At 63.1% G+C, this 22,841-nt stretch carries 17 protein-coding genes; 11 read left to right on the forward strand and 6 right to left on the reverse strand.

Going from position 1 to position 22,841, the window contains the following annotated elements; all coding sequences use genetic code 11:
- A complete protein-coding gene (gene ilvD / locus G405_RS0105920) occupies window positions 1-1,683 on the forward strand; it encodes a dihydroxy-acid dehydratase (protein ID WP_022700590.1) in 1,683 nt (560 codons plus the stop codon).
- A gap of 8 nt (window positions 1,684-1,691) precedes the next feature.
- On the opposite strand, the gene G405_RS0105925 is transcribed toward ilvD, so the two are convergent.
- Window positions 1,692-2,270: a TetR/AcrR family transcriptional regulator gene (locus tag G405_RS0105925; protein WP_022700591.1), complete on the reverse strand. Its 579-nt coding sequence runs from the start codon at window positions 2,268-2,270 to the stop codon at window positions 1,692-1,694.
- Between the two features lie 113 nt (window positions 2,271-2,383).
- Here G405_RS0105925 and G405_RS0105930 point away from each other — a divergent pair, with 113 nt between their 5' ends.
- The 6 genes from G405_RS0105930 to G405_RS0105955 all read left to right on the forward strand — a co-directional run bounded on the left by G405_RS0105930 (window position 2,384) and on the right by G405_RS0105955 (window position 9,051).
- A complete protein-coding gene (locus G405_RS0105930) occupies window positions 2,384-3,805 on the forward strand; it encodes an NAD(P)/FAD-dependent oxidoreductase (protein ID WP_022700592.1) in 1,422 nt (473 codons plus the stop codon).
- A 153-nt stretch (window positions 3,806-3,958) separates the two neighbouring features.
- Window positions 3,959-4,444 carry a YHS domain-containing (seleno)protein gene (locus G405_RS0105935; protein WP_022700593.1) on the forward strand — a complete coding sequence of 162 codons (486 nt, stop codon included), beginning with the start codon at window positions 3,959-3,961 and terminating at the stop codon, window positions 4,442-4,444.
- Window positions 4,445-4,609: 165 nt separating this feature from the next.
- Window positions 4,610-7,099 (forward strand): zinc-dependent metalloprotease, encoded by a 2,490-nt coding sequence (locus G405_RS0105940; RefSeq protein ID WP_022700594.1) that lies wholly within the window; start codon window positions 4,610-4,612, stop codon window positions 7,097-7,099.
- A gap of 84 nt (window positions 7,100-7,183) precedes the next feature.
- Window positions 7,184-8,119, forward strand: a complete 936-nt coding sequence (gene trhO / locus G405_RS0105945) for an oxygen-dependent tRNA uridine(34) hydroxylase TrhO (protein ID WP_028284572.1) — start codon at window positions 7,184-7,186, stop codon at window positions 8,117-8,119.
- Entirely contained in the window at window positions 8,112-8,753 is a 642-nt protein-coding gene (locus G405_RS0105950; RefSeq protein ID WP_022700596.1) for a glutathione S-transferase, read from the forward strand. The genes trhO and G405_RS0105950 overlap by 8 nt, the downstream gene beginning before the upstream one ends.
- A 73-nt stretch (window positions 8,754-8,826) precedes the next feature.
- The gene (locus tag G405_RS0105955) at window positions 8,827-9,051 is read left to right on the forward strand and encodes a TIGR03643 family protein (RefSeq protein ID WP_022700597.1); all 225 of its coding nucleotides are present in this window, start codon (window positions 8,827-8,829) and stop codon (window positions 9,049-9,051) included.
- Here G405_RS0105955 and G405_RS17245 read toward each other — a convergent pair.
- On the reverse strand, window positions 9,041-10,636 hold the full coding sequence (locus G405_RS17245; protein WP_022700598.1) for an ABC-F family ATP-binding cassette domain-containing protein: 1,596 nt from the start codon (window positions 10,634-10,636) through the stop codon (window positions 9,041-9,043). The two genes, G405_RS0105955 and G405_RS17245, sit on opposite strands and share 11 nt — an antisense overlap.
- Before the next feature lie 179 nt (window positions 10,637-10,815).
- Between G405_RS17245 and G405_RS0105965 the strand changes: the two genes are divergently transcribed.
- Window positions 10,816-10,995 carry a hypothetical protein gene (locus tag G405_RS0105965; RefSeq protein ID WP_028284573.1) on the forward strand — a complete coding sequence of 60 codons (180 nt, stop codon included), beginning with the start codon at window positions 10,816-10,818 and terminating at the stop codon, window positions 10,993-10,995.
- Window positions 10,996-11,210: 215 nt separating this feature from the next.
- Here the strand turns inward: G405_RS0105965 and G405_RS0105975 are convergent, their stop codons facing one another.
- From G405_RS0105975 to G405_RS0105985, 3 genes are all read right to left on the reverse strand, one after another.
- Window positions 11,211-12,677 (reverse strand): SLC13 family permease, encoded by a 1,467-nt coding sequence (locus G405_RS0105975; protein ID WP_022700601.1) that lies wholly within the window; start codon window positions 12,675-12,677, stop codon window positions 11,211-11,213.
- A 144-nt stretch (window positions 12,678-12,821) separates the two neighbouring features.
- A complete protein-coding gene (locus G405_RS15150; protein ID WP_022700602.1) occupies window positions 12,822-13,688 on the reverse strand; it encodes a PHB depolymerase family esterase in 867 nt (288 codons plus the stop codon).
- Between the two features lie 48 nt (window positions 13,689-13,736).
- Window positions 13,737-16,841 carry a TonB-dependent receptor domain-containing protein gene (locus tag G405_RS0105985; RefSeq protein ID WP_022700603.1) on the reverse strand — a complete coding sequence of 1,035 codons (3,105 nt, stop codon included), beginning with the start codon at window positions 16,839-16,841 and terminating at the stop codon, window positions 13,737-13,739.
- A 180-nt stretch (window positions 16,842-17,021) separates the two neighbouring features.
- On the opposite strand from G405_RS0105985, the gene G405_RS0105990 reads away from it, so the two are divergent.
- Genes G405_RS0105990 through G405_RS0106000 form a run of 3 tightly spaced genes read left to right on the forward strand, consistent with a single transcriptional unit; the run spans window position 17,022 to window position 21,030 of the window.
- Window positions 17,022-18,326, forward strand: a complete 1,305-nt coding sequence (locus G405_RS0105990) for a TetR/AcrR family transcriptional regulator (RefSeq protein ID WP_169447498.1) — start codon at window positions 17,022-17,024, stop codon at window positions 18,324-18,326.
- Window positions 18,323-19,828 (forward strand): lyase family protein, encoded by a 1,506-nt coding sequence (locus G405_RS0105995; protein ID WP_084683419.1) that lies wholly within the window; start codon window positions 18,323-18,325, stop codon window positions 19,826-19,828. Before G405_RS0105990 ends, G405_RS0105995 begins: the two co-directional genes overlap by 4 nt.
- Window positions 19,825-21,030 carry a M14 family metallopeptidase gene (locus G405_RS0106000; protein ID WP_022700606.1) on the forward strand — a complete coding sequence of 402 codons (1,206 nt, stop codon included), beginning with the start codon at window positions 19,825-19,827 and terminating at the stop codon, window positions 21,028-21,030. The genes G405_RS0105995 and G405_RS0106000 overlap by 4 nt, the downstream gene beginning before the upstream one ends.
- A 43-nt stretch (window positions 21,031-21,073) precedes the next feature.
- Here the strand turns inward: G405_RS0106000 and G405_RS0106005 are convergent, their stop codons facing one another.
- Window positions 21,074-22,444, reverse strand: a complete 1,371-nt coding sequence (locus G405_RS0106005; protein ID WP_022700607.1) for a M28 family metallopeptidase — start codon at window positions 22,442-22,444, stop codon at window positions 21,074-21,076.
- Between the last annotated feature and the right edge of the window lie 397 nt (window positions 22,445-22,841).

Consider the following 22,841-nt stretch of genomic DNA (forward strand, 5'->3'; position numbering starts at 1 on the left):
ATGACCGATAACAAACGCCCCTCGCACACACTGATCCAGGGGCCGGCCCGCGCCCCCGCCCGCGCCATGTTGCGCGCCGCCGGCTATGATGACGAACGCATGGCCAAGCCCATGATCGCCATCGTCAACACCTGGACCAGCGTCACCCCGTGCAACATGCATCTTCAGGGTCTGGCCGATCATGCCCGCGCCGGCATTGAAGCGGCCGGCGGCACGGCGGTGGATTTCAACACCATCGTGGTCACCGACGGCATCTCCATGGGCACCGAAGGCATGCGCGCCAGCCTGATGAGCCGTGATTGCGTGGCCGATTCCGCCGAGTTGGCGGTGCGCGGTCACAGCCTGGACGCGGTCCTGTTTCTGGTCGGCTGCGACAAGACCCTGCCCGGCGCGGCCATGGCGGCGGCGCGGATGAACCTGCCCAGCGTCGTGCTCTATGGCGGCTCGATCATGCCCGGAAAGCTGCACGACAAGGCGGTCACCATTCAGGACGTGTTCGAGGCGGTGGGCGCGTGCGCCGCGGGCAAGATCAGCGAAGACGAGCTGGTTGAAGTTGAAAAAGCCGCCTGTCCAGGCGCGGGCGCCTGCGGCGGGCAATTCACCGCCAACACCATGGCGCTGGCGCTGTCCGCGCTCGGTCTGTCGCCCATGGGGCTCAATGACATTCCCGCCGTCCATCCCGACAAACCCGGCGCCGCCCGCAAGGCGGGGGAAGCGGTCGTGGACGCGCTGAAAGCGAACCGCCGTCCGCGCGACATCATCACGCCGACAAGCCTGAAGAACGCCGCCGCCGCCGTCACCGCGACCGCGGGCTCGACCAACGCCGTGCTGCATCTTCTGGCCATCGCGCGCGAGGCCGGGATCAGCCAGGACCAGTTTGATATCGACGTGTTTGACGCGGTCAGCCGCAAAACGCCCGTCATCGCCGACCTCAAGCCCGGCGGACGCTATATGGCGCCGGATATGGCGGCCGCGGGCGGGGCGCGCCTGCTGCTGCAACGCTTGCAGGCCGCGAAGCTGATCGAGGATGCGCCCACCGTCACCGGCAAATCCCTGTTTGAAGAAGCCGGGCTCGCCACCGAAACCCCGGGCCAGGATGTGATCCTGTCGGCCGACAAGCCGCTCAAATCACGCGGCGGCTTCGGCGTGCTCTATGGCGATCTGGCGCCGGATGGCTGTGTGGCCAAGCTCGCCGGGCATGATCGGTTGTTCTTTGAAGGTCCCGCCAAGGTCTATGACTGCGAGGAAGACTGCTTCGCCGCTGTGAATGCAGGCCAGATCGAGAAAGGCGACATCGTCGTCATCCGCAATGAAGGCCCTGCCGGCGGTCCGGGCATGCGCGAAATGCTGGCGGTGACCGCCGCGATTCAGGGCGCAGGCCTCGGCGATGATGTGGCGTTGATGACCGATGGCCGCTTTTCCGGCGCGACCTATGGCTTCATGGTGGGTCATGTGGCTCCCGAAGCCGCCCATGGCGGGCCCATCGCCTTTATTGAAACCGGCGACGTCATCACCATCGACATCGAAAACCGCCGCATCGATGTGAAGGCCGACCTCAAGGCGCGCATGGCCAAGGGCTTCACCCCGCCCGAACCCAAATATCGCCATGGCGCCTACGCCAAATACGCCAAGCTTGTTCATTCTGCCTCGGACGGCGCGGTGACAAGCTTCCCGTTCGATTAAAGCACGGATCAGGATTCAGGTTCGTCCAGCGCCTTGATGTGAACAATCACGGCGCGGACCACCTGATCCTCCCACGCCTCGTCATCCTGTTTGAGCATCGCCACATGATGGCGCAGGCTGACAAAGCCATGGATCAGCGCCCAGATCTGCAGCGCGGCGTCTCGGGTCTGAGGCGGGGTATGATCGGGCAGGAAATCCGCCGCCACTTTCAACAAGCTCGCAAATGCGCGCCCCGCCGCCTGCCGTGCTGCGTCCGAGGGCGTGAAATCCGGCGCTTGCTCGCCGAAGATCAGCCGGTAGTGCGCTTCATGGGCCTGAACGCTGCGCAGATACTGGCGCACCACAGTCTCAATCGCCGCATCGCGATCCGTCACGCCTTCGGGCAATACGGTCGTGGCTTCGACCTGTTCGAACCCTTCGATATAGAGCGCGTCCAGAATGCCCTGCTTGCCGTCGAAATGGCTGTAAATCCCGATGGTCGAGACCCCGGCCTCGCGCGCAATGGCCCGCACGCTCAACCCTTTTGAGCCCGCTTGCAGAAACAGCTTCGACGCCGCCTGCATGATCTTTGTTTTCGCGTCACTCATGGTTTGAGCCTTGACGGGTCGGTCTCTGACCCTGACACTCCTATAACACTGTTATGATCAGGCTCAACCCACACGGAAACATAAACGGGCGGGCCGTCGCAGGGAGGCGACTCATGGCGAGCACATCACTTGAGACTGATTATCTGGTCATTGGCGGCGGCGCCATGGGCCTGGCCTTCACCGATACGATCCTGTCTGAAACCGACGCTGACATCATCATCGTTGATCAGAACGCCAAGCCCGGCGGGCACTGGAACCACGCCTATCCGTTCGTGACGCTGCACCAGCCGTCGAGCTTTTACGGCGTGTCTTCAAAAGAGCTCAGCCGCGGGCAGCGCGATCAGGTGGGGCTTAACAAGGGGATGGGTGATCTCGCCAGCGGAAACGAAGTGCTGGCCTATTACGAGCAGGTGATGAACCACACCTTCCTGCCCTCGGGCCGCGTGCGGTTCTTTCCGATGTGCCGCTGGCTCGGAGACGGACGGTTCGAACGCATCCTGACCGGTGAAGTGTTTGAAGTGAGCGTCCGGCGCAAGACCGTGGACGCGACGCATCTGAAAACCTCGGTTCCCTCCACGCACACGCCCAGCTTTGAGGTCTCGCCAGACGTCTGGTTCATGCCGCCCAATGACTTGCCCAGGATCGACCGCACGCCCAAAGGCTTTGTGGTCATCGGGGCGGGAAAGACCGCGATTGATTCCTGTCTCTGGCTGCTGGAGCAGGGCGTCGATCCCGATCTCATCCAGTGGATCATGCCGCGCGACGGCTGGCTGCTGGACCGGCGCAACACCCAGACCGATCCTGAATTCTTCTTTGACACCATCGGCGCCCAGGCGCGCCAGTTCGACGCCATCGCCAACTCCACCAGCATTGAAGACATGTTCGACCGGCTGGAAGCGGCGGGCTATTTCCTGCGGATCGACCCCGATGTCCGGCCCTCCATGTTTCACGGGGCGACCGTCTCGCGCATGGAGCTGGAGGCGTTGCAGTCGATCAGACGCGTCGTCCGCAAAGGCCGCGTGAAGACCATCACCGCCGAGACACTCGTGCTGGATGAGGGTGAGATCGCCATCACCGCCGATCATGTGTTGATCGATTGTTCAGCCCGCGCAGTCAGCAATGACGCCATCGCACCGGTGTTTCAGGGCGACAAGATCGTGCTGCAGATGGTGCGCTCCTATCAGCCCGTGTTCAGCGCCGCCTTCATCGCCCATATCGAGGCCGCCTATGAGGATGAAACCGAGCAGAACCGGCTGTGCGGCGTGGTGCCGCTCCCCAATCACGACACCGATTTCATCCGCTTCACCGCCGCTTTCATGATGAACCAGTATAACTGGAGCCAGATCCCCGAATTGCGCGCCTGGCTGAGAGCCAACCGGCTGGACGGGTTCAGCAAACTCATCAGCGATGTGCCCCCTGACGACGCCGAGAAGACCGCGCTTTTGCAGGGCATGCGAAAGAGCGCGCCCACAGCAGTCGGCAAGCTGTTTGAGTATCTCAACCAGCTTGATGAAAAGACGGCCACGCCCGCCTGACCCCATACGGGACTTCCCCGACCGTAAAACCCATTAAGGACAATTCCGTCTACAAACTGGTCTCTGATTTGTCTCTTTTACCTGAGCTGACCGAAGGCGCTGCGCCTTCACTTCCGCTCGCTGACCTCCAGCGCGCCAACTCGGAGAGAGACCATGAAAGCCCTGATTTCCACCGCTCTGATCGGCATCGCGCTGGTCGCGACCACCGCCCCGATCGCCCTGGCCGAAGACGAAAACAACGTCACATCCGGTTACACCCTGGCCGGCGCGCCGCTGGGCCTGCACGGCTCTGACCCGGTCGCGCTGATCGAGACCGGCATTCGCCTGGATGGCAGCGCCGAGTTCGCGCACGTCCATGAAGGCGTCGCCTATTACTTCAACACCCGCGCCAATCTGCGCACCTTCCGCCGCAACCCCGAAGCTTACATCCCGGCCTATGGCGGCTTCTGCGCTCTGGGCGTGTCTCTGGGCAAGAAACTGGACGGCGATCCGCGCTTCTCCGCCGTGCGCGACGGCCAGCTCTATGTCTTCGTGAACGAGGAAATCCTGCGCAACTTCCTCAATGACGAGGCTGGCACTCTGGCCCGCGCCGAAACCAACTGGACCCAGATCGAACACACCGCAGCGTCCGAGCTCTAAGGGCTTCCCCTCCCCTTGCAGCGTAAGGGTCTCCCCCCGCCCTTACCGGACGACGAACGGGCGGTCGCATTGCGGCCGCCCGTTTGCTGTCCGCCCCTGTTCAAATCCGCCAGGTCTGGCTAGCCTTCCCACAAGAGCGTGAAACGCGCCAAGGGGAGACTGACCATGTTGCGAGCGATCACCGGCGCCCTGGCGCTGTGCCTGACCCTGTCCGGTGTCCAGGCCCTGGCCGAGGACGAAGCCAGCTTTACCGAAACCGTCGAAGGGCTGAACCGTCAGGACGGGCTGATTACGCTCTACCCCGACCCCGCCGAAGGCCGGGTGCTCGCTGCGCTATCGCCCTCTGACGACGGCGTGCTGGGCCGGATGATCTACACGGCGCGCCTGACCTCGGGTCTGGGATCAAACCCGGTGGGGCTTGACCGGGGCCTGGGGACCGACACCTGGATCCTGCGCTTCAGCCGGGTTGGCGACGCGGTCTTCGCCGAGTTTGAAAACACCCGCTACGCGGCTCTGGGCGCGGGCGCGGATGAAAGCGCCGCCACGGCGCAATCCTTCGCCCGGTCTGTTATCTGGCGCACCGACATCCTGTCTGAAAGCGCGGACGGCGAAGTGCTGATCGATCTGTCCGGCTTTCTCACCCGCGATCCGATCGACGCGGTCGGCTCGCTCAAGAACGCTGGACAAGGCTCGTTCTCCGTCGACGCCGAGCGCAGCGCGCCTCTGGCCGATAGCGTTCTGAGCTTTCCGGAGAACATCGAGATCGACACGCTTCTGACCCTGAGTGCAGAGGATCCCGGCGCAGAAGTGCGCGCCACCGCGCCCTATGCGGAGGCTGTGACCCTGACGGTGCATCACTCCTTCATCGCCCTGCCCGAAGACGGATATGAAACCCGCGCGTCTGATCCGCGCAGCGGCGCCTTTGAGCTCACGCGCTACGACATGGCGACGCCGCTGGATGAGCCCTTGCAGCGCGGCTATGCGCGCCGGCACCGGCTCGAGCGGATTGATCCGGACGCCGCGTCCGGCCCCGTGGTCGAACCCATCGTCTATTACGTGGACCGTGGCGCGCCCGAGCTGATCCAGCAAGCCCTGATCGAGGGCGGCAATTGGTGGGCGGAAGCGTTTGAGGCTGCCGGCTTTGAAGACGCCTATCGCGTGGAGCTTTTGCCCGAGGGCGTGCATCCGCTGGATGCGCGCTACAATGTCATTCAATGGGTGCACCGCCAGACTCGCGGCTGGTCCTATGGCGCGTCCGTCACAGATCCGCGCACAGGCGAAATCCTGAAAGGCCATGTGATCCTGGGCAGCCAGCGCGTGCGCCATGACCGGCTGATCTTTGAAGGCCTGATGGGCGTTGAGCAGACCGGAACCGGCGCGGCGGACGACCCGCTCGAGCTGGCGTTGGCGCGCGTGCGCCAGCTCTCCGCCCACGAGATCGGCCATACTTTGGGGCTGATGCACAACTTCGCCGCCAGCACCAATGATCGCGCCTCGGTGATGGATTATCCCGCGCCGCTGATCCGCTTTGACGACGCCACGGGCTTTGACGCGTCGCAGGCTTATGATGTGGGAATCGGCGAATGGGATATCGCCTCGATCTCCTGGCTCTATAGCCAGTATCCGGACGCCGCCGCCGAGGCCGCCGGGCTGGAAGCGATCCTGCAACAAGCCCGCGAAGACGGCCTTCTGTACATTTCCGACCGGCACGCCCGCGGCAACAATGCCGGCCACCCGCTGGCCAATCTGTGGGATAACGGATCAGACCCGGTGGATGCGCTTAATGACACGCTGGTGGTGCGCGCAGCGGCGCTGAACCGCTTCGGGACCGATGTGCTGGCCCAGGGCCTGCCGCTGAGCGAGATCCGCAATGTGTTCCCGCCGATCTATCTCTATCATCGCTATCAGGTGGAGGCCGCCGCCAAGGCGCTGGGCGGCGTGATGTTCGCCTATGAGGTCAACGGCCCGGACGTGTCCGGCGTCACTGATTACGACCCCGACCAGCAAAGGCGGGCGCTGGAGGCTCTGGCGCAAACGCTGGAGCCGGCGCGCCTGGACATTTCTGACGAGACGCTGCGGCTGCTCACACCCTCGCCCTTTTCAGACTACGACGCCATCGCCCAGCGCGAACAGTTTGAAACCGACCAGTATCCCGCCTTCAGCCGCGCCAATGCGGCCGCGGCGGCGGGCCGGATTACACTGTCGGCCATGCTCGCCCCGGCTCGCCTGGCGCGTCTGGAAGACCAGACCGCCCGCAATCGTGATGCGTTGAACCCTGAAACGGTTCTGGCCCGGATCGAGAGCGTTGTGTTGGACGCGCCGCGTGACGAGCCGGCGCGGCTGGTTCCGCTGCGCGAGGCGCTGCAGGACGAGTATGTTCGTCAGCTCCTGCGCGTGGCCGGCGGGTCGACGCCCAGCGCCGCCAGGCTGGCGCGGTCAGCATTGTCTGATCTGATGACTGAACTTACTGGACGCCGCGCTCGCGTGAGTGACAGTCAGGCGGTCGCTCTGAGAGCGCAAATCGAAGCCGGGCTCCAGGCGATTGACGAGGGCCGCACCCTGTCGATACCCAGCACGGACATCCCGCCGGGCAGCCCGATCGGGGCGGATGGGTGTTTCCATTGCGATAGCGGGGATCGTCTGGGGCTGAACTAGACCTCAAGGGCCGGGGCGTTTCACCGCGCCCCGGCCTGCGATCTGATGGTGTTTTTGGCGCGCTGGTTTTGGCATAAGGGCGTCATGACCCAGTTTCGCGTCGCCGCACTTTATAAATTCACGCCGCTCGTCGCCGATAAGGCGCTGCAGGACCGGCTTCTGACCGCCTGCCGCGAGCAGGACGTCTACGGAACTTTGCTGATCGCCAGCGAGGGGATCAACGGCACCATCGCCGGCGCGCCCGACGCCATCGAGGCCGTTCTGAACGTTATCCGGTCCCTGCCTGGCTGCGCGGACATCGAACACAAGGAGTCCTTCGCCGAGGAACAGCCCTTCCTGCGCATGAAAGTGCGGCTGAAAAAGGAAATCGTGACGCTGGGCGTGCCCGGCGTGGACCCTCAAAAAGCCGTCGGATCCTATGTGGCGCCGGAAGACTGGAATGAGCTGATTTCAGCGCCGGACGTGGTCACCATCGATACGCGCAATGATTACGAAGTGCGCATCGGCCAGTTCAAGGGCGCGGTGAACCCCGAAACCACGAGCTTTCGCGAATTCCCCGACTGGTTCAGAAAATTTCGCGAAAGCCGCCCCAACGCCCGCATCGCCATGTATTGCACCGGCGGCATACGCTGCGAGAAATCCACCGCCTTCGCCCTGACCGAAGGGCTCGATGAGGTCTATCACCTCAAGGGCGGCATTCTGAAATATCTCGAAACCGTGCCCGAGGAAGACAGCCTGTGGGAAGGCGATTGCTTCGTCTTTGATCGCCGCGTCGCCGTGCGCCACGGGCTCGAGCTGGGTGATTACACGACCTGCCATGCCTGCCGCGAACCGCTGGGACCGGAAGATCTGAAATCCCCGCACTTCGTCGCCGGCGTCAGTTGCCCGCATTGCCATGAGGCCCGCAGCGAGGAGCAGCGCCAGCGCTATGCCGAGCGTCAGCGCCAGGAAGCGCGCGCCGCCGCGCGGGGCGAACGCCATTTGGGCGCGGTTCTGGATGTCGATGCCGACAATGACTGAGGCCCTGCCCGTCCTGTACTCCTTCCGGCGCTGCCCCTACGCCATGCGCGGGCGGATGGCGCTGGACGCCGCGCAGATCAAGGTCGAGCACCGCGAAATCCTTCTCAAGGACAAGCCCGCGGAAATGCTGGAGGCGTCGCCCAAGGGCACAGTCCCGGTGGTGGTGCTCGCTGACGGCCAGGTGATCGAGGAAAGCCTCGATGTGATGCATTGGGCCTTATCGCAGAACGATCCCGAAAACTGGTGGCCGAACGACGCCGGTCTGCGGTCAGACATCCAGGCCCTGATCGCGCGCAATGATGGCGACTTCAAGCATCATCTCGATCGCTACAAATACGCCAATCGCTATGAAGGCGCGGTCTCCGAAGACCATCGCGCCGCCGCGGCCCAGATTGTTGATCAGCTGGAAGAACGGCTCACCACATCGTCACAGCTGTTTGGCGACGCGCCCACCCTGGCCGATATCGCGATCTTCCCGTTCATCCGCCAGTTCGCCAATACCGACCGGGACTGGTTTGACGCTCAGAGCTGGCCGAACCTGCAAGCCTGGCTGGCGGGGCATCTGGCTTCGGAGCGCTTCGCTCGGATCATGGCCAAACACGACCTGTTCGTGTCTGCCGCCGCTCAAGACTGAGGCGCGCTTCGCCCCTCGTCAGGCTCGACGCCCGCCCTAGCTCACGGCCTGACGCGAACAGGACGAGTGAACCATGGCGCCCGAAGAGATAAGCGAAATCATCGCCCTGGCCTGGGCGGACGATGTGAGCTTTGAGGCCATCGAAAAAGACACAGGGCTTAGCGAGCCCGAGGTCATCGCGATCATGCGCCGGTCGTTAAAGCCATCAAGCTTCCGGCTCTGGCGCAAGCGGGTGTCGGGCCGGGCCAGCAAGCACGCCAGGATCAAAGCCGCGCGCGACGCCGCCCCTAGAGTTTGATCGTGCCGCGATCCGCCTGCAGGATCAGCTTGCGGTAATCATTGAGATCGCCGTCATAGCGCGTGGCCTTGCCGTCATTCACCAGCCAGAGCTGATCGGCGGTGCCTTCGGCGAGATAAACGTCGTGGGTGATCAGGATGACGGCGCCCTTATAATCATTGAGCGCGTAGATCAGCGCTTCGCGGCTGTCGATATCCAGGTGCGAGGTCGGCTCGTCGAGGATCAGCACATGAGGCTTTTCCATCGCCATCAGGCCCAGCAACAGCCGGACTTTCTCGCCCCCCGACAGTTTCTCGATATTCGTGCCGACCTTTTCATGGGCGAAACCCATGGCAGCCGCGGCGGCGCGCTGCTTTGATTCAGGCGAGCCCGCAGGCAGGGCGTCCTGCACGTGCTGCAGCACCGTCTCGCCCGGACGCAATTCGTCCATCTGGTCTTGCGAGAAATAGCCGATGCGCAGGGCGCGCGGCGCGGTGCGATCGCCGGCCAGCAGCGGCAGGCGTTCGGCGATGGATTTCACCAAGGTCGTCTTGCCCTGGCCATTGGCGCCGACAATGGCGATGCGGTCTTCAGGGTCCAGCCGCAAATCGACGCCGCGAAGGATCACGGCCTCTTCGCCATAGCCCACTTTTGCGTCGCGCAATTGCAGCAAGGGCGGGGACAGCGTGTCAGCGGAGCTGGGGAAGGAGAAGGGCGTGGTGCGCTCGGCGATCGGGACGGTGATCTCCTGCATCTTCTCAAGCCGCTTCACCCGCGATTGCGCCTGGCTGGCCTTGGAGGCCTTGGCGCCGAACCGGTCGATGAAAGACTGAAGGTGCGCGCGGTCGGCCTCTTGCTTGGCGCGCTGGCTTTCCAAGAGCGCGGTCTTCGCCGCCCGCAGTTTCAGCCAGGCGTCATACCCGCCGGGCGACACCGAAAGCTGTTGATGCTCCAGCGCCATCGTATGGGTGACGCAACGGTTCAGCATTTCGCGGTCGTGGCTGACGATCAGCACGGTGTGGGGGTATTTCTTCAGATAGCTCTCAAGCCAGGCCGCACCTTCCAGATCGAGATAGTTGGTTGGCTCATCGAGCAGCAACAGGTCGGGCTCGGAGAACAACACCCCGGCGATGGCGGCGCGCATGCGCCAGCCCCCCGAAAACTCTTTCGTCGACCGGTAGAGGTCCGCATCGCTGAAGCCCAAGCCCATCAGGACTTCCGCCGCGCGCGATTCCGCCGACCAGGCGTCGATATCCGCCAGCCGCATATGGATCTCACCAATGCGGTCCGGGTCTTGCGCGGTTTCCGCTTCCTGCATCAGGGCGTGACGTTCTTCGTCGGTAGCGAGCACGACATCGAGAATGGTGTCGTCTGAGGCTTCAACCTCCTGCGCCACCCAGCCCATGCGCGCGCCCTTGATCAGGCGGATCGCGGAATCGGGCGACGGCTGATCGATCTCCTCGCGGATCAGCTTGAGCAAGGTGGACTTGCCCGTGCCGTTGCGGCCCACCAGACCGACCTTCCAGCCGCTGGAGATTTGCGCCGAGGCGTTTTCAAACAGCGAGCGGGCGCCGATACGGTAATCGAGATTTGAGATCGTAAGCATGGGGGCGGTGTAACCCTCACAGCGCGCGGCGCAATGAAAAGCCGCTGTGCGGTGCAGCATACGCGCGCCAGGGCGCCTCGCGGGCAACGTCACAAATCCGTCGTAAACTCTGGACTTCCCTCAAAATGTATATACATTGCATATCTGTTGCATAGCAGATGCGAGATTGGATCCGGTCCATGGCTGACGACAAAAAGGCGAAGAAGAAAAAAGACAGCCAGCTTGTCATTCGCCTGAACAAGGACCAGCGCGATCAATTCGTTCAGCTTTGCGATGAACTGGACACCAGCGCCGCCCGGGAATTGCGCCTCTTCATCAAGGGCTTCATCGCCCGCCACACATCTGAAGAGAGCGCATGACCTCAAAAGACGCGCCTCACTTATCAAGGAGACCCGACATGGCGTCGAAAAAAGTCAAAGACCTGAAAAAAGAAATCAAAACCCGCAAGAAGAAGATCGAAACTCACGAAACCAAGCTGAAGAAAGCGAAAAAAGCGCTCAAGAAAGCCGCTTAACGCTCAAGCTATGAGACGACTAAAAAGCCCGCCGGTCTCCGGCGGGCTTTTTCTATGCGCTCAGGTTGGAAACACGACAGGCGCCAGCAACAAGGCGACCACGCTCAACACTGCGACAGCGATGATGTTCAGCACCAGCCCCACCCGGGCCATGGCCGGGATCGCGACCAGTCCCGAACTGAACACCACGGCGTTGGGCGGCGTGGCCACCGGCAGCATAAAGGCGCAGCTGGCAGCCAGCGTGACGGGGATGACATAGATCAGCGGGTCCTGGCCGGTCTCCACCCCGATGGCCGCGATCACCGGCAAGAAGGTCGCCGTGGTCGCAAGATTACTGGTCAATTCGGTGATGAAGATCACCAACGCCGTCGCCGTGACCACGAGCAGGATGGCGTTGATCGTCCCGACGCCGACCAGCTGTTGTCCCATCCACAAGGCCAGCCCTGAGCTGGTGACGGCGGTCGCCAGCGCCAACCCTCCGCCAAACAGCGCCAAAACGCCCCAAGGCAGTCGGGACATGGCGTCCCAGGTCATCAACGCCTGGCCTTTCTGGCCCGAGGGGATCAGGAAGGCGGCGACCGCGGCCGTCATCGCGACGCCGGTATCGGTCAGCTCGCCCAGGAAAGGCAGGCTGCTCAGCCAGCTGCGCGACAGCCATCCGAACACCAGAAACCCGAACAGAAGCGCGGTGCGCACCTCCGCCTTGCTCATCGCGCCGAGCCCTTCGCGCATGGCGCGGATATGCTGGACGGCTTCGTCCGAGGCCTTGAAATTGATCGGATAGATGAAGCGCGTCAGCACCAGCCAGGCCAGAGGCAGCATCACCAGAGTGACCGGCACGCCGACCATCATCCAGCGCGCAAAGTCGATCTGGACGTCATAATTGTCCGCCATGAAGCCGACCATGAAGGCGTTCGGCGGCGTGCCCACCAAAGTGGCGACCCCGCCCAGCGTTGCGCCATAAGCCAGGCCCAGCAGCAAGGAGACGCCAAAATTCTCACGCTGGCGCGGCGCCAGTGTCGGCATGGTCTCGTTGATCACCGTGAAGACCGAAACCGCGATGGGCAGCAGCATCAGCGTCGTCGAGGTGTTGGAGATCCACATGCTCACAAACGCCGCGGCGCCCATGAAACCGGCGACCAGAGCCCGGGCGTCGGCGCCGGCGATGGCGAACACGCCCAAAGCGATACGCCGGTGCAGGCCGCATCGCTCGATCGCGAGCGCCACCACGAACCCGCCAAAGAACAGATAGATGATGGGGTGAGCATAAGGCGCTGCAATCTCACGCGTGGACACCACGCCCAAGATAGGCAGCGCGACCAGTGGCAGGAAGGCCGTAATGGCCACCGGAATGGCTTCGGTCGCCCACCAGATGGCCATCAGAACGCCAATGGCGGCGACGATGGTCGCTTGTTGCGGCAAACCGTCAGGCGAAAAGGTCAGGGCCGTGATCAGGGCGGCGATTGGCCCCAGCACGAGGCCAACGCGCTGATACAGCGCCGGACCGGAAGTTTCTTGTGCGATCATTGCGTCCGCCTGTCTTGTGTTTCGTCGTTTCAGAAGCGCGCGATACAGACCCGCCCCGCATACAAGCGGCTGTCTGAGGGTCGCCGCGCCACGAGTGCGGTCATTTGAATAGGCGCAAGGCTGCGATAACGGGGCGTGTGCTCGTCATTCAGCCTCTCCCGCCCGCTCGCGCACGTCCGCCGCGATCATCCACGCCGCGGCCTCCGCCATGCCGGCGTTGTCATGCGCCACGCCGGACACGCTGCCCACGCGCCAGCCATAGGTCACGCCCAGCGCGTCCGCTCGGGCGCGAGCGGCGTTGGCGAAATACAAGCCGCGCGCATAGCGATGCGGGCCTTGCGCCTCAGCCTCAGGCGTATGGCGCAGATGCTGGTGACGGGGGTCGACATCCCTCTCCCCCAGCAAAATGGTCAGCGGCATCCCCACCCAGCGACGGATATCATCTTCACTCGCCGGTGTGCCGCCCGTCCCGTATGGCCAGGCCTGGCTGGCGTCCGGCAGCGTGTACCAGCCCGCATTAGCGCTATAGGCCGTGTTCAGATGCGGCAGATCTTCAAACAAGAGCGCCCGGTGGACAAACTGCGCTCCGGCGGAATGCCCGAACAGATAATACCCCTGAGCTTCACCGCCGGGCCGGGCGATGGCGCTGAACAGAGGCTCCAGAGCCGCATAGGCGGACGGTCCGTCCCGCCCCACGCCGCCCAGATTATACAGGGCCGCGCCGGGGAAATCCGCCGCGGAAAATTCCGGCGCATAGACCCGCAAGCCATAGCGCTGCGCCAAGTCTCGCCAATTGTCGCGATAATCGTCCGCATTGCGGTTCACGCCATGCATGACGATCACCACAGGCGCTTCAGGAAGAGCACCCGTCGGCGGCTCAAGATAGAACACGCGGAGCGGCGGTCCCGCCCAGTCCGAAAAGACGAACTGGCCGACCTGCCAGTCCTCGGCCCGGGCCGTGCTGAAGCACGTCGTCAAAAGGACGATCAGAGAAACAAGAAATCGCATCATAAGAGCGTCCGGGCGCCATCGTGTGGATGGCGCCCGGCCTGCCTCTGCCTAGAAGCGCTTGCGAACGTCGAAATAGACCTGACGTCCGCGAATGCTGTGGTACGCGGCGTCATAGCCGTTGGTTTCATCAGCCAGGGGCGGATCTTCATCAAAGATGTTGTTCGCGCCTACGCGGATCCGCATGCCGTCCAGAAGGCCTTCTGCGTCAATGTCATACTGGACATAGGCGTTGGTCTGGGTCCAGGCGTCGACGAAGAACGGGTCCCCGTTCGGGTCGAGCCCGGCGCCAGTGTCGATGAATTCACTGGTATAGTTCGCCCGGGCGCCTGCGCCCCAACCACTGTGGTGGCGCCAGGTGACAGACGCGGCGATCCGCCATTCCGGCTGACCATTCTGCAAGATGATGTCGCCTTCCTGGGAGACGGTGATCTCGTCAGAAATCAGGCCGCTCTCAACCGCGTCAGCGATCTGTTGCGCACCCGGCGACAGAGCGATGAAGTAGGTGTCGAGATATGACGCGTTCACCTTGAAGTCGAAATCGCCGATCGGCGTGTCATCAAGCGAATAATAGACCGCATAATCCGTACCTTCGACGTCGATATCCTCGTTATTGTCGTAGGTATCGCGAATGAACAGGATTTCTCCGGCCGGGGTCAGGCCCGCCGCATTGTAGAAATCAATATCGTCCTGGTTGGGATCGGCTCGCACCACATTCGGGTTCGACGACCCCTGCAGGCGCAACAGATAGTCCAGGCTGATATGGTTGGCCGCGCCGAACACGCCGACCACATCCGTACGTTCGATCTCCCAGCGGTCGACGGTGACCGTCAGACCATTCAGGAAGCTCAACGGACCGTCCAGGCCCCGGGGTTCGAACACGAAGCCATAGGTGATGTTGGTGTCATCTTCCGGACCAATGTCGTCAGCCACGGAGCGTCGCTCGGTGCGGCCCTCCGTGAAGCCCGTACAATCAGCGAAAGTCGCGAACGTGCCATTCCGAACGCCTGCTTCACAGGCATAGCCGTCACGGCGGGAGTTCGAGCGGTCAACCCCTTCGTTGACCACGATCAGGTTCGGCGCCCGGAAGCCCTCGGAATACGCGCCGCGCAGTTTGATGCCATCAAACGGGATCCAGGCCGCAGCCACACGCGGTTTCACGCCGCTGCCGCCGAAATCGGAATAGTCCTCGTAACGTGCTGCAAGCTGAACGTCGAAGGTTTCAACGAGCGGAATGTTCATCTCCGGGCTGACGAGCGGCACGGACGCTTCGGCGAACACGCCATACACGGAACGCGAGCCGCTGGAATCCGGGGTCGGGCTGGTGCCGTAGACGTCGCTCTGGCTGACCTCGCCCGTCACCATATCGGTGAAGGTGATGGTGCCGTCCAGCCGGTCATCCCGGTTCTCGTCATAGGCTTCGTAGCGCGCTTCAACACCGGCGGCGAGACCGATCGGTCCGCCCGGCAGCTGGAAGACATCACCATTGCTGACCTTGAAATCGATCAGGGCGAGTTCGGACGTGCTTTCACGCTCAACATCGATCAGGAAGGGCTCGATGAGGTTGCGCGGGTTGGCCGTGGCGTCGCCGATGGAGGGATTATTGGGATCACCGCCATTGAAAAGATTGTAGACGTCCGGCCCTTCCTTGAAGAGCTCTTGCTGGAACAAGGTGCGCGAGATCGAGTTGTTGGCGGTGTCCCGAGCATAGCCGCGGTTATAGAGCGCGGCGGAGTCCCATTCCCAACCGGACTCGCCGAACTCGCCACGGGCGCCGCCCAGGATACGGTACTGGGTGTTGACGACCTCAATGTCGCGGAACCCCACATCCACAAAACGATAACGGCCAGCATCGGTGAAGACTGGCAGGCCTTCGACCGGCACATTGGACAGACCCGGCAAACGATTGGGATTGATCGAACCATCCGAGAACGTGACCGGACCGAACGGGTTGTAGTAATAGCTCGCCGGCACCGAGATGCCCGTTGCGGAAATGCCGTTGCGCGGCTCGTTCGTGGACCGCGTCTCGGCGTAATACACGCCCAGCTCACCATACAGCTCCACGCCATTGTCCATGTCGTGGTTGAAGAATCCGAAGGCGTTGAAGCGATCCCGGTCAGAAATGATCGAGCGCTCATAAGCGCCGTCAAACCTCAAATCCCGATCCTGCGTGCTGTCATCAATACACAGCCCCGGCGTAGACAGGACATCCGCCCGGCACCCCGGAAAGCTGTCTGGCTGGAAGTGGAAGCGTCCTGACGAATTGGTCAGGATGTTGCCATTCTGACGGACACGCGTGGCGGACGTGGTGTTCAGCGTCCACTGCCCCCAGGGGGATTGGGTGGCGCGGTTGTCAAAGGAGACATCGCCTTCAAAGCTGGTCCCTTCCAGGAAAGGGCGGCGGTCTTCACTGGCCGCAACGTCGATCTCGGAGGCCATCAGCCCCTCACGACGCGAATACTGCACCGCCAGAGACGCGTTGGTGCGGCCTTCATTGAAATCCTGCCCGCCCCGGATCGTCACGGTCTGCTCATTCAGACCGTTGCCGGTGGCGTAAAGGTGCCGCGCGCGCACATCAAAGCCTACGAAGTCATCGTCAAGAATGGTGTTGAAAACGCCGGCGACGGCGTCGGTGCCGTAAATCGCGGACGCACCGTCATTCAGCACCTCGACGCGGGAAATCCCGGCGACCGGCAGCGAGTTGACGTTCGTGGTGGTGACCGGAGTGGAGAGCTCGGCCTGGGTGGAGGGGTGGTTGACCACACGGCGACCGTTGAGCAGCACCAGCGTACCGCTCGATCCGATGGAGCGCAGATTGATTGAGGCCACATCGCCGCGCGCATTATTGTTGGTGGTGTTGTTATCGGTCCGGAACGCAACCCCGCCCTGGGCCGGCAATGCGCGGATCAGGTCTTCACCATCCACGCCGCCAATCGCCGCCAGATCTTCTTGAGTGACAATGGTGACCGGCAGGGCTTCGTTGACGCGGGCGCCCTGGATATTGGTGCCGGTGACGATGATCACGTCCGAGGTGGCGGGCCGTGCAGCCGCCTCTTGTTCTTGCTGCGTCGTCTCAACAGCTTGCGCGAGCGCGGCTTCGCCCAGCGCCAGAGCGCCAAATGCGATTCCGGAACGGAGAATCGTTTTGAAAGTCATGTGTCCCTCCCATGCGTTTTTGTTTTCCCGACGAGAGCAATGGTTCTGGACACTGTCAATGAAAATTATACACTCGGTTCAAATTCCGTACGGACTGCCTGCTGGAATTTGTCAGCCGTGGCGCCGAAGCTACTATCGCCGGTCTTCGGCGACCTGACTGACCTGATGGGGAATGCGCTCATGACCGTACTCAGACCGGACTTCCCTGATCACAGCTCCCCCTTCTCCCGCAGCCAGGAGCGCGATCGCAAGACCGCCGCGATCCGCTCCGCCGCGTCGCGCCGCTTCAATGCGCACGGAGTTCTGGGGGCGCGGCTCGAAGACATCACCGCCGATCTCGGCCTCACAAAGACCAGCATTTCATACTATTACGCGTCCAAGGAAGAGCTCGCGGAAGCGGTCTTTCTCTCCTCGGTCGACTTTTTGCTGGAGGCGGTGAAGCACGCCGAGGCGGCGAACGACGCGCCCGGACTTAAGGTGCTGGCGCTATTTCAAGCCTATGCCGAGCAATTGTCTGACGCCATTGCAGAGCAACGCCCTTTCCCGGCGCGCCTTCAAGAGCTCGAAACCCTGTCTGAAGAGGTGCAGGCGCGGATCACCACACGGCTGGGAGAAGCGGTCAACCGCGTCAACGCCATGACGGGCGACTGGCTGAGCCAGTCCGGTCAGACCTCGCGCCGGGCCGAGCCGGTCACCTATTGCCTGTTCGGTTTGCTGGACTGGCTGACCGTGCGCGCGGGCGAGGAGACCGGCGCGCAATTTACCAATTCCGCCGACGCCCTGCACGACATCCTGCTACAAGGACTGACGGCGCCGGGTCCCGTCTCCACTGAGATCGCACCGCACTTTGTCTCCACTGGAGAGCTGCCGCAGATCTTTGACCGCAAGGCCCGCAACCGCATGAAGCGGGAAGCCTTCCTCAAGGCCGGCATCCGCTTTTTCAACCTGTATGGCGTTGAAGGCGTCTCCCTGGCCGAGGTCGCAGGCTCGCTCGGGGTCACACGCGGGGCGTTCTATTATCATATTCCGGACAAGGAGAGCTTTCTGGACCAGTGCCTGGAGCACTCCTTGCACACGGTGGAGACCACGCTGGACGCCGCCGCTGAGAACGCGGAAGGGCTGGCCTTCATACGCCGCGCCGCCTTTGATCTGATTTACATGCAGGCCAGCGGCATGTCGCCGATCATCCGGCTGGAATTGATGGCCGCCCTGCCCACAGCACGGCGCAACCGCCACCAGGCCCGCTTGCGCAACATCATCCGAAGACTGGGCGACACCTATGACGCTGCGGTCAGCGCAGGCGAGGCCCGCCCGCACGACGCCTCGGTCGTTGAATCCCTTCTGACGGGCGTGATGTTCATCAATAGCGGCTTCACCCTCGCCGCTTCCAGCACCATGAATGACTGGCGCATGAGCCAGAGCCCCCTCTCGGCGACCAATGACTTCCTGCATGTCCTGCTGTACGGACTGGCGGCGCGCCCATGAAGAGGCGGCTTCCACTTCTCTTAGTTTTGGTGCTGGCCGCCTGCTCCGAGCCGGAGGCGGACACCCATGCTTCGGCCGATGCAGACGTCAGCGCGACCCTCACAGAGCGCCAGCGTGAGGCGGCCGCCCCGAGCTTCGTCCCCCAAAGCCCGGTGCTCTCGCCCAATCGCGAAATTGAAGCGGTCTTCTCAACCGCAGCCCTGAACGCGCAAGTCTTGCGCCTGGAAGCCGCGCTGGCGCGCGCCCAGGCGGCGGAAGGCGTCATTCCCCAAAGCGCTGCAGACGCCATCACCGCCGCCGCCATTCCCGAGAACATTCCCCAGGACGCCATCGACGCCGAATACGCCATTGTGCGCCATCGCATGGTGGCGCTGTTGAACGTGCTGCGCCGGTCTCTGGATGAAGACAGCGCGAACTCTCTGCATTACGGCGCGACGACCGTGGACCTTTATGACAGCGCCGCCATGCTGCAGATGCGCGAGGCGGTCTACGCCCTGATCGAGGATTTGCGCGTCATCGAGCTGCAGCTCATCGAGCTGGCCGATCAGTACAAGACCACCCCGATGATCGGGCGCACGCTCGGCCAGCACGCATTGCCGATCACCTTTGGCAAGAAGGTCAGCGGCTATATCGGCGAGAACCGGCGCCATATCGACCGGCTGAGCGACCTGCTCGACCGGATCGAGCGCTCCATCATCATGAAGGGCGCGGTGGGCAGTTATCTGGGGCTCGGCCCCGAAGGCCAGCGTGTCGAGGCGCGCCTGGCGTCTGAGCTGGGCCTGCCCGCCCCCTATCCCGATGACTGGCACGCCAGCCGGGACGTCTTCGCGGAATTCGCCCTCGTCCAGTCCATGATGGCTCACACCTGGGCGCGGCTCGGGCAGGAGGTATTCCTGCTTCAGATGACCGATATCGGCGCACTGGTGGAAGAGCGCCCCGGCGGCGCCGTGGGCTCGTCCACCATGCCGCACAAGGTGAACCCGTCCCTGTCTGAGGCGCTGATCCAGCACGGCCGGAGCATTCCGCGCCTCGCCGAGATCGTGCAAGACGACATGATCAATGTCTTCGAGCGCGACAACACCTCACGCCCCAACAGGGCCGTCGCTGACATCGCGCTCGCCACGGAAGACATGCTCGGCGATACGAGTCGTCTGATCTCGCGCCTGCGGGTCAACGAAGCGCGGATGGCGGAAAACCTCGAACTGAGTCGGGGCTGGATCCTGACCCAGCGCATCGTCTTCGCCGTTCAGGATGATCTGGGCCGTGACGGCGCCGAACACCGTTTACGCGATCTGGCGACCGCCTCAACCGGGACCGGCGCCAGCCTGCGCGAGGCCATTGAAAGCGACCCTGAACTGTCGGCCCTGTTTACCCAGGGCGAGCTTGATGAGCTTCTGAACCCGCGCACCTATCTCGGCCTTGATGCTGAACTGGTGGATGAAGTGATCGCCCAGGCCCGCGCCGCCAGAGAGACCGATCCGGTCCGAACGGAGACCCCATGACCCCCAAGCCCCTGCTCCGCCTCCTGATGCTCGGCGCGGCCCTGACCGCGGCGGGGTGCGCCACCCCGGTCGCGCCCTCTGGCCCCCAGAGCGCCAGCTGCGAGAGCGGCGCGGTGCGCCTGACCCAGGACTTCTCCACCGCGCCTGATTATGCGTGTGAACGCACGGACGACGCCGCATTCAAACTGACGGTCCTCCCTGAGGACCCCGACATCAATCCCAGCCCGTGGTACGCGTTCGATCTTCATACCGAGCGAGCAAGCGAAGCGCAGGTCGCGCTCGACTATCCTGACTACCGCCATCGCTATCAGCCGCGCATCGAGATCGAGGACGGGCATTGGGTCGCCCTGCCAGACGACGCCGTCATGGTGTCCGAAGACCGTCAAAACGCCGTGCTGAGCCTTGAGATTGGCCCCGGCGCGACCCGGATCGGCGCACAGGAAGTGATCTCGCTTGCCGACCGGGCGATGTGGCGCACCGCCTTCGCGGACCGGACCGGGATGACCCGCCGCGTGATCGGTGAAAGCCGACAAGGTCGCCCCATCGAGGCGCTGTCGCGTCCTGCGGCTTCACCCGGCGCACCCCTGATCATCATTCTGGGCGGCCAGCATCCGCCTGAAGTGCCGGGCGTTCTGGGCCTGCGGGCGTTTCTGGACGCGCTTTTCGGAGCTGAGGCCAACACCTCCGTCCTCGACGGTTATCAATGGCTGATCCTCCCCGACCTCAATCCCGATGGCGTCGAGCACGGTCACTGGCGTCACAATGCCGGCGGACTGGACCTGAACCGGGACTGGGGCCCGTTCACCCAGCCGGAAACCGCCGCCGCCTTCGCCGCGATCCAGGCTCAGATCGCGAACGGGCATGCGCCCTACCTGCTTCTGGACTTTCACGCCACGCGGCGTGATGTGCTCTACACCCCGCCGGACGCGGCCGAGTTGACTCCGTTTGCGTTCAGCGAGGACTGGATCGCCCTGATCGAAGAGGAATGGAGCGGGACCGAACCCGCCTTTGATCGCGGCCCCAGCCACAATGTGGGCATGCCCACCTCCAAGACCTGGTTTGCGGACACCTACGCCGCGCCGGGCGTGACGGTGGAATATGGCGACGACACCGACCGCGACCGCATCACCGCCCTGTCGCAAACCGCGGCGCGGGCGCTCGCGCGGTATCTGGACGAAGCGCAGACTGTCTCAGCGGAGTGAAAGCCGGGCCGCGCCCTTCACGGCGCGCCCCGCGCCTTGAGCGTCAATACCCGCCGAACGATCCCGCAGGGCCGGGGAAAACGACCGGGCTTTCGGACCCGTCCGCCGCCACCGACGACACGCCGAAATAGTAATTGTCGATGACAATGTTCTCGAGCGTGAACTCGGTCACATCGCCCACATAGCGGCTATGGGTCCATTGCGGCGCATCGGTGAGGCGCCAGTACACGCGGTAACCCATCAGGTTCTCGGCCTGCGCGCCCGAAGGACGGACCCAGCTCAGCGTGGTGGAGGGCTGCACCGCGCCGGAAATCGTCACGTCCGCCGGGAAGGGCGGCGCGCCGGCCAGTTGCGCCAAAGTGGCGATGTTCAGACCCGTGAGCTTGGCGGCGTAATCGAAATCCACCGCTTCGAGCACGTCGCCATACTCAACGCCGTCCTCGACGCGGATATCCTGATGCTGGCGGTTATAGTCCTCATAGGTCTCCATGATGCGCACGCCCGGCATGCCCGCATCATTGAACGGACGGTGATGACCGCCGCGTCCGAACCGGTCGAGACGATAGACCATCATCACATCAAGGTTCGGCACATACTGGTCCGCCGTGCGGTCGATATAGCGCGCCAGATTGCGTGAGGGCGAATCCACCTCGCCGCCGGTAAAGCGCCGGATGCGGGCTTCCTCGGGCGTCTCGGTCGCGCGCGTGCCTTCAGAGAAAACCCGCGCGGTGGAATTGTCGATGACGCCATTGATGCCGGAGATATTGCCGATCATGTCGTTATTGAGCACGGCCTTGATCCGCCAGCCCTGTTCCAGTGCGTAATCAGCCACGATCCGCCCGCCGAACAGCCCCTGCTCCTCGCCGGCGAGCGCAGCGTACATGATGGAGCCGGCAAACCGGTCCTGGCTGAGCACCCGCGCCGCTTCCAGCGCGCCGGCTACGCCGGAGGCGTTGTCATTGGCGCCCGGGCTGATGCTCGTCGCGTCCATGACATCCGACACCCGGCTGTCGATATCGCCCGACATCACCACCATGCGGTCCGGGTCTGACACGCCGCGCTGAATGGCGATCACGGAGACCACCTCCACCGGATCGGGGATACGGCGCTCACCGCTGATCGTCTCGGAGACATACATCACATCCAGGCATCCGCCGCAGTCTGCAGAAATGCGTTGGAACTCGTCATAAATCCAGCGCCGCGCCGCGCCGATCCCTTGCGTTTCGCTTTCGGTCTCCGACGCCGTATGACGCGTGCCGAAGCTCACGAGCGTGGTGATGTCCGCTTCAATGCGGTCCGCCGAAACCGCCGCCACATGATCATGCACGTCGAGCACTTCCGAGGGTGGCGCGACCTGTGCGCCAGACGCAGCGGTCAAGCCCGCCGCCATAACCAGACCCATGACAATCCGCATAATGATCTCTCCCCTGCTGGCCTGTTCAGGCCATATTGGAGAGCAAGCTAGACCGGCCCCGTCTGCGCGCCAAGGCCAGCAGGTTCCGCCATCATGCCCGTCTATCCTCAGATCGCGGATGATCGGCTCATGCCCAGACTGAGGCAAGGCGCCTTCAGTGCTGGCGCGGGCAGAATTAACCCCCTCAAAGCGCAATGCAAACGCACTTGGTTGATATAGAGCACTCTTGGTCGCAAGCGCGCTCTGGCCATATCAATTAAAATTTTGCTACAATAAATCGCGACTTAGAAATCTCTATAAGGAACAAAAATCAGTTTTAGGGGTTTTAGTAAGGGTTTGGATTCTTCGAAGGAGACGCCGTGTTTTTCAACGAACTTCAGTCTGACGCTGGCGAACC

The sequence above is a fragment of the Oceanicaulis alexandrii DSM 11625 genome (assembly GCF_000420265.1).
GTDB lineage: Bacteria > Pseudomonadota > Alphaproteobacteria > Caulobacterales > Maricaulaceae > Oceanicaulis > Oceanicaulis alexandrii.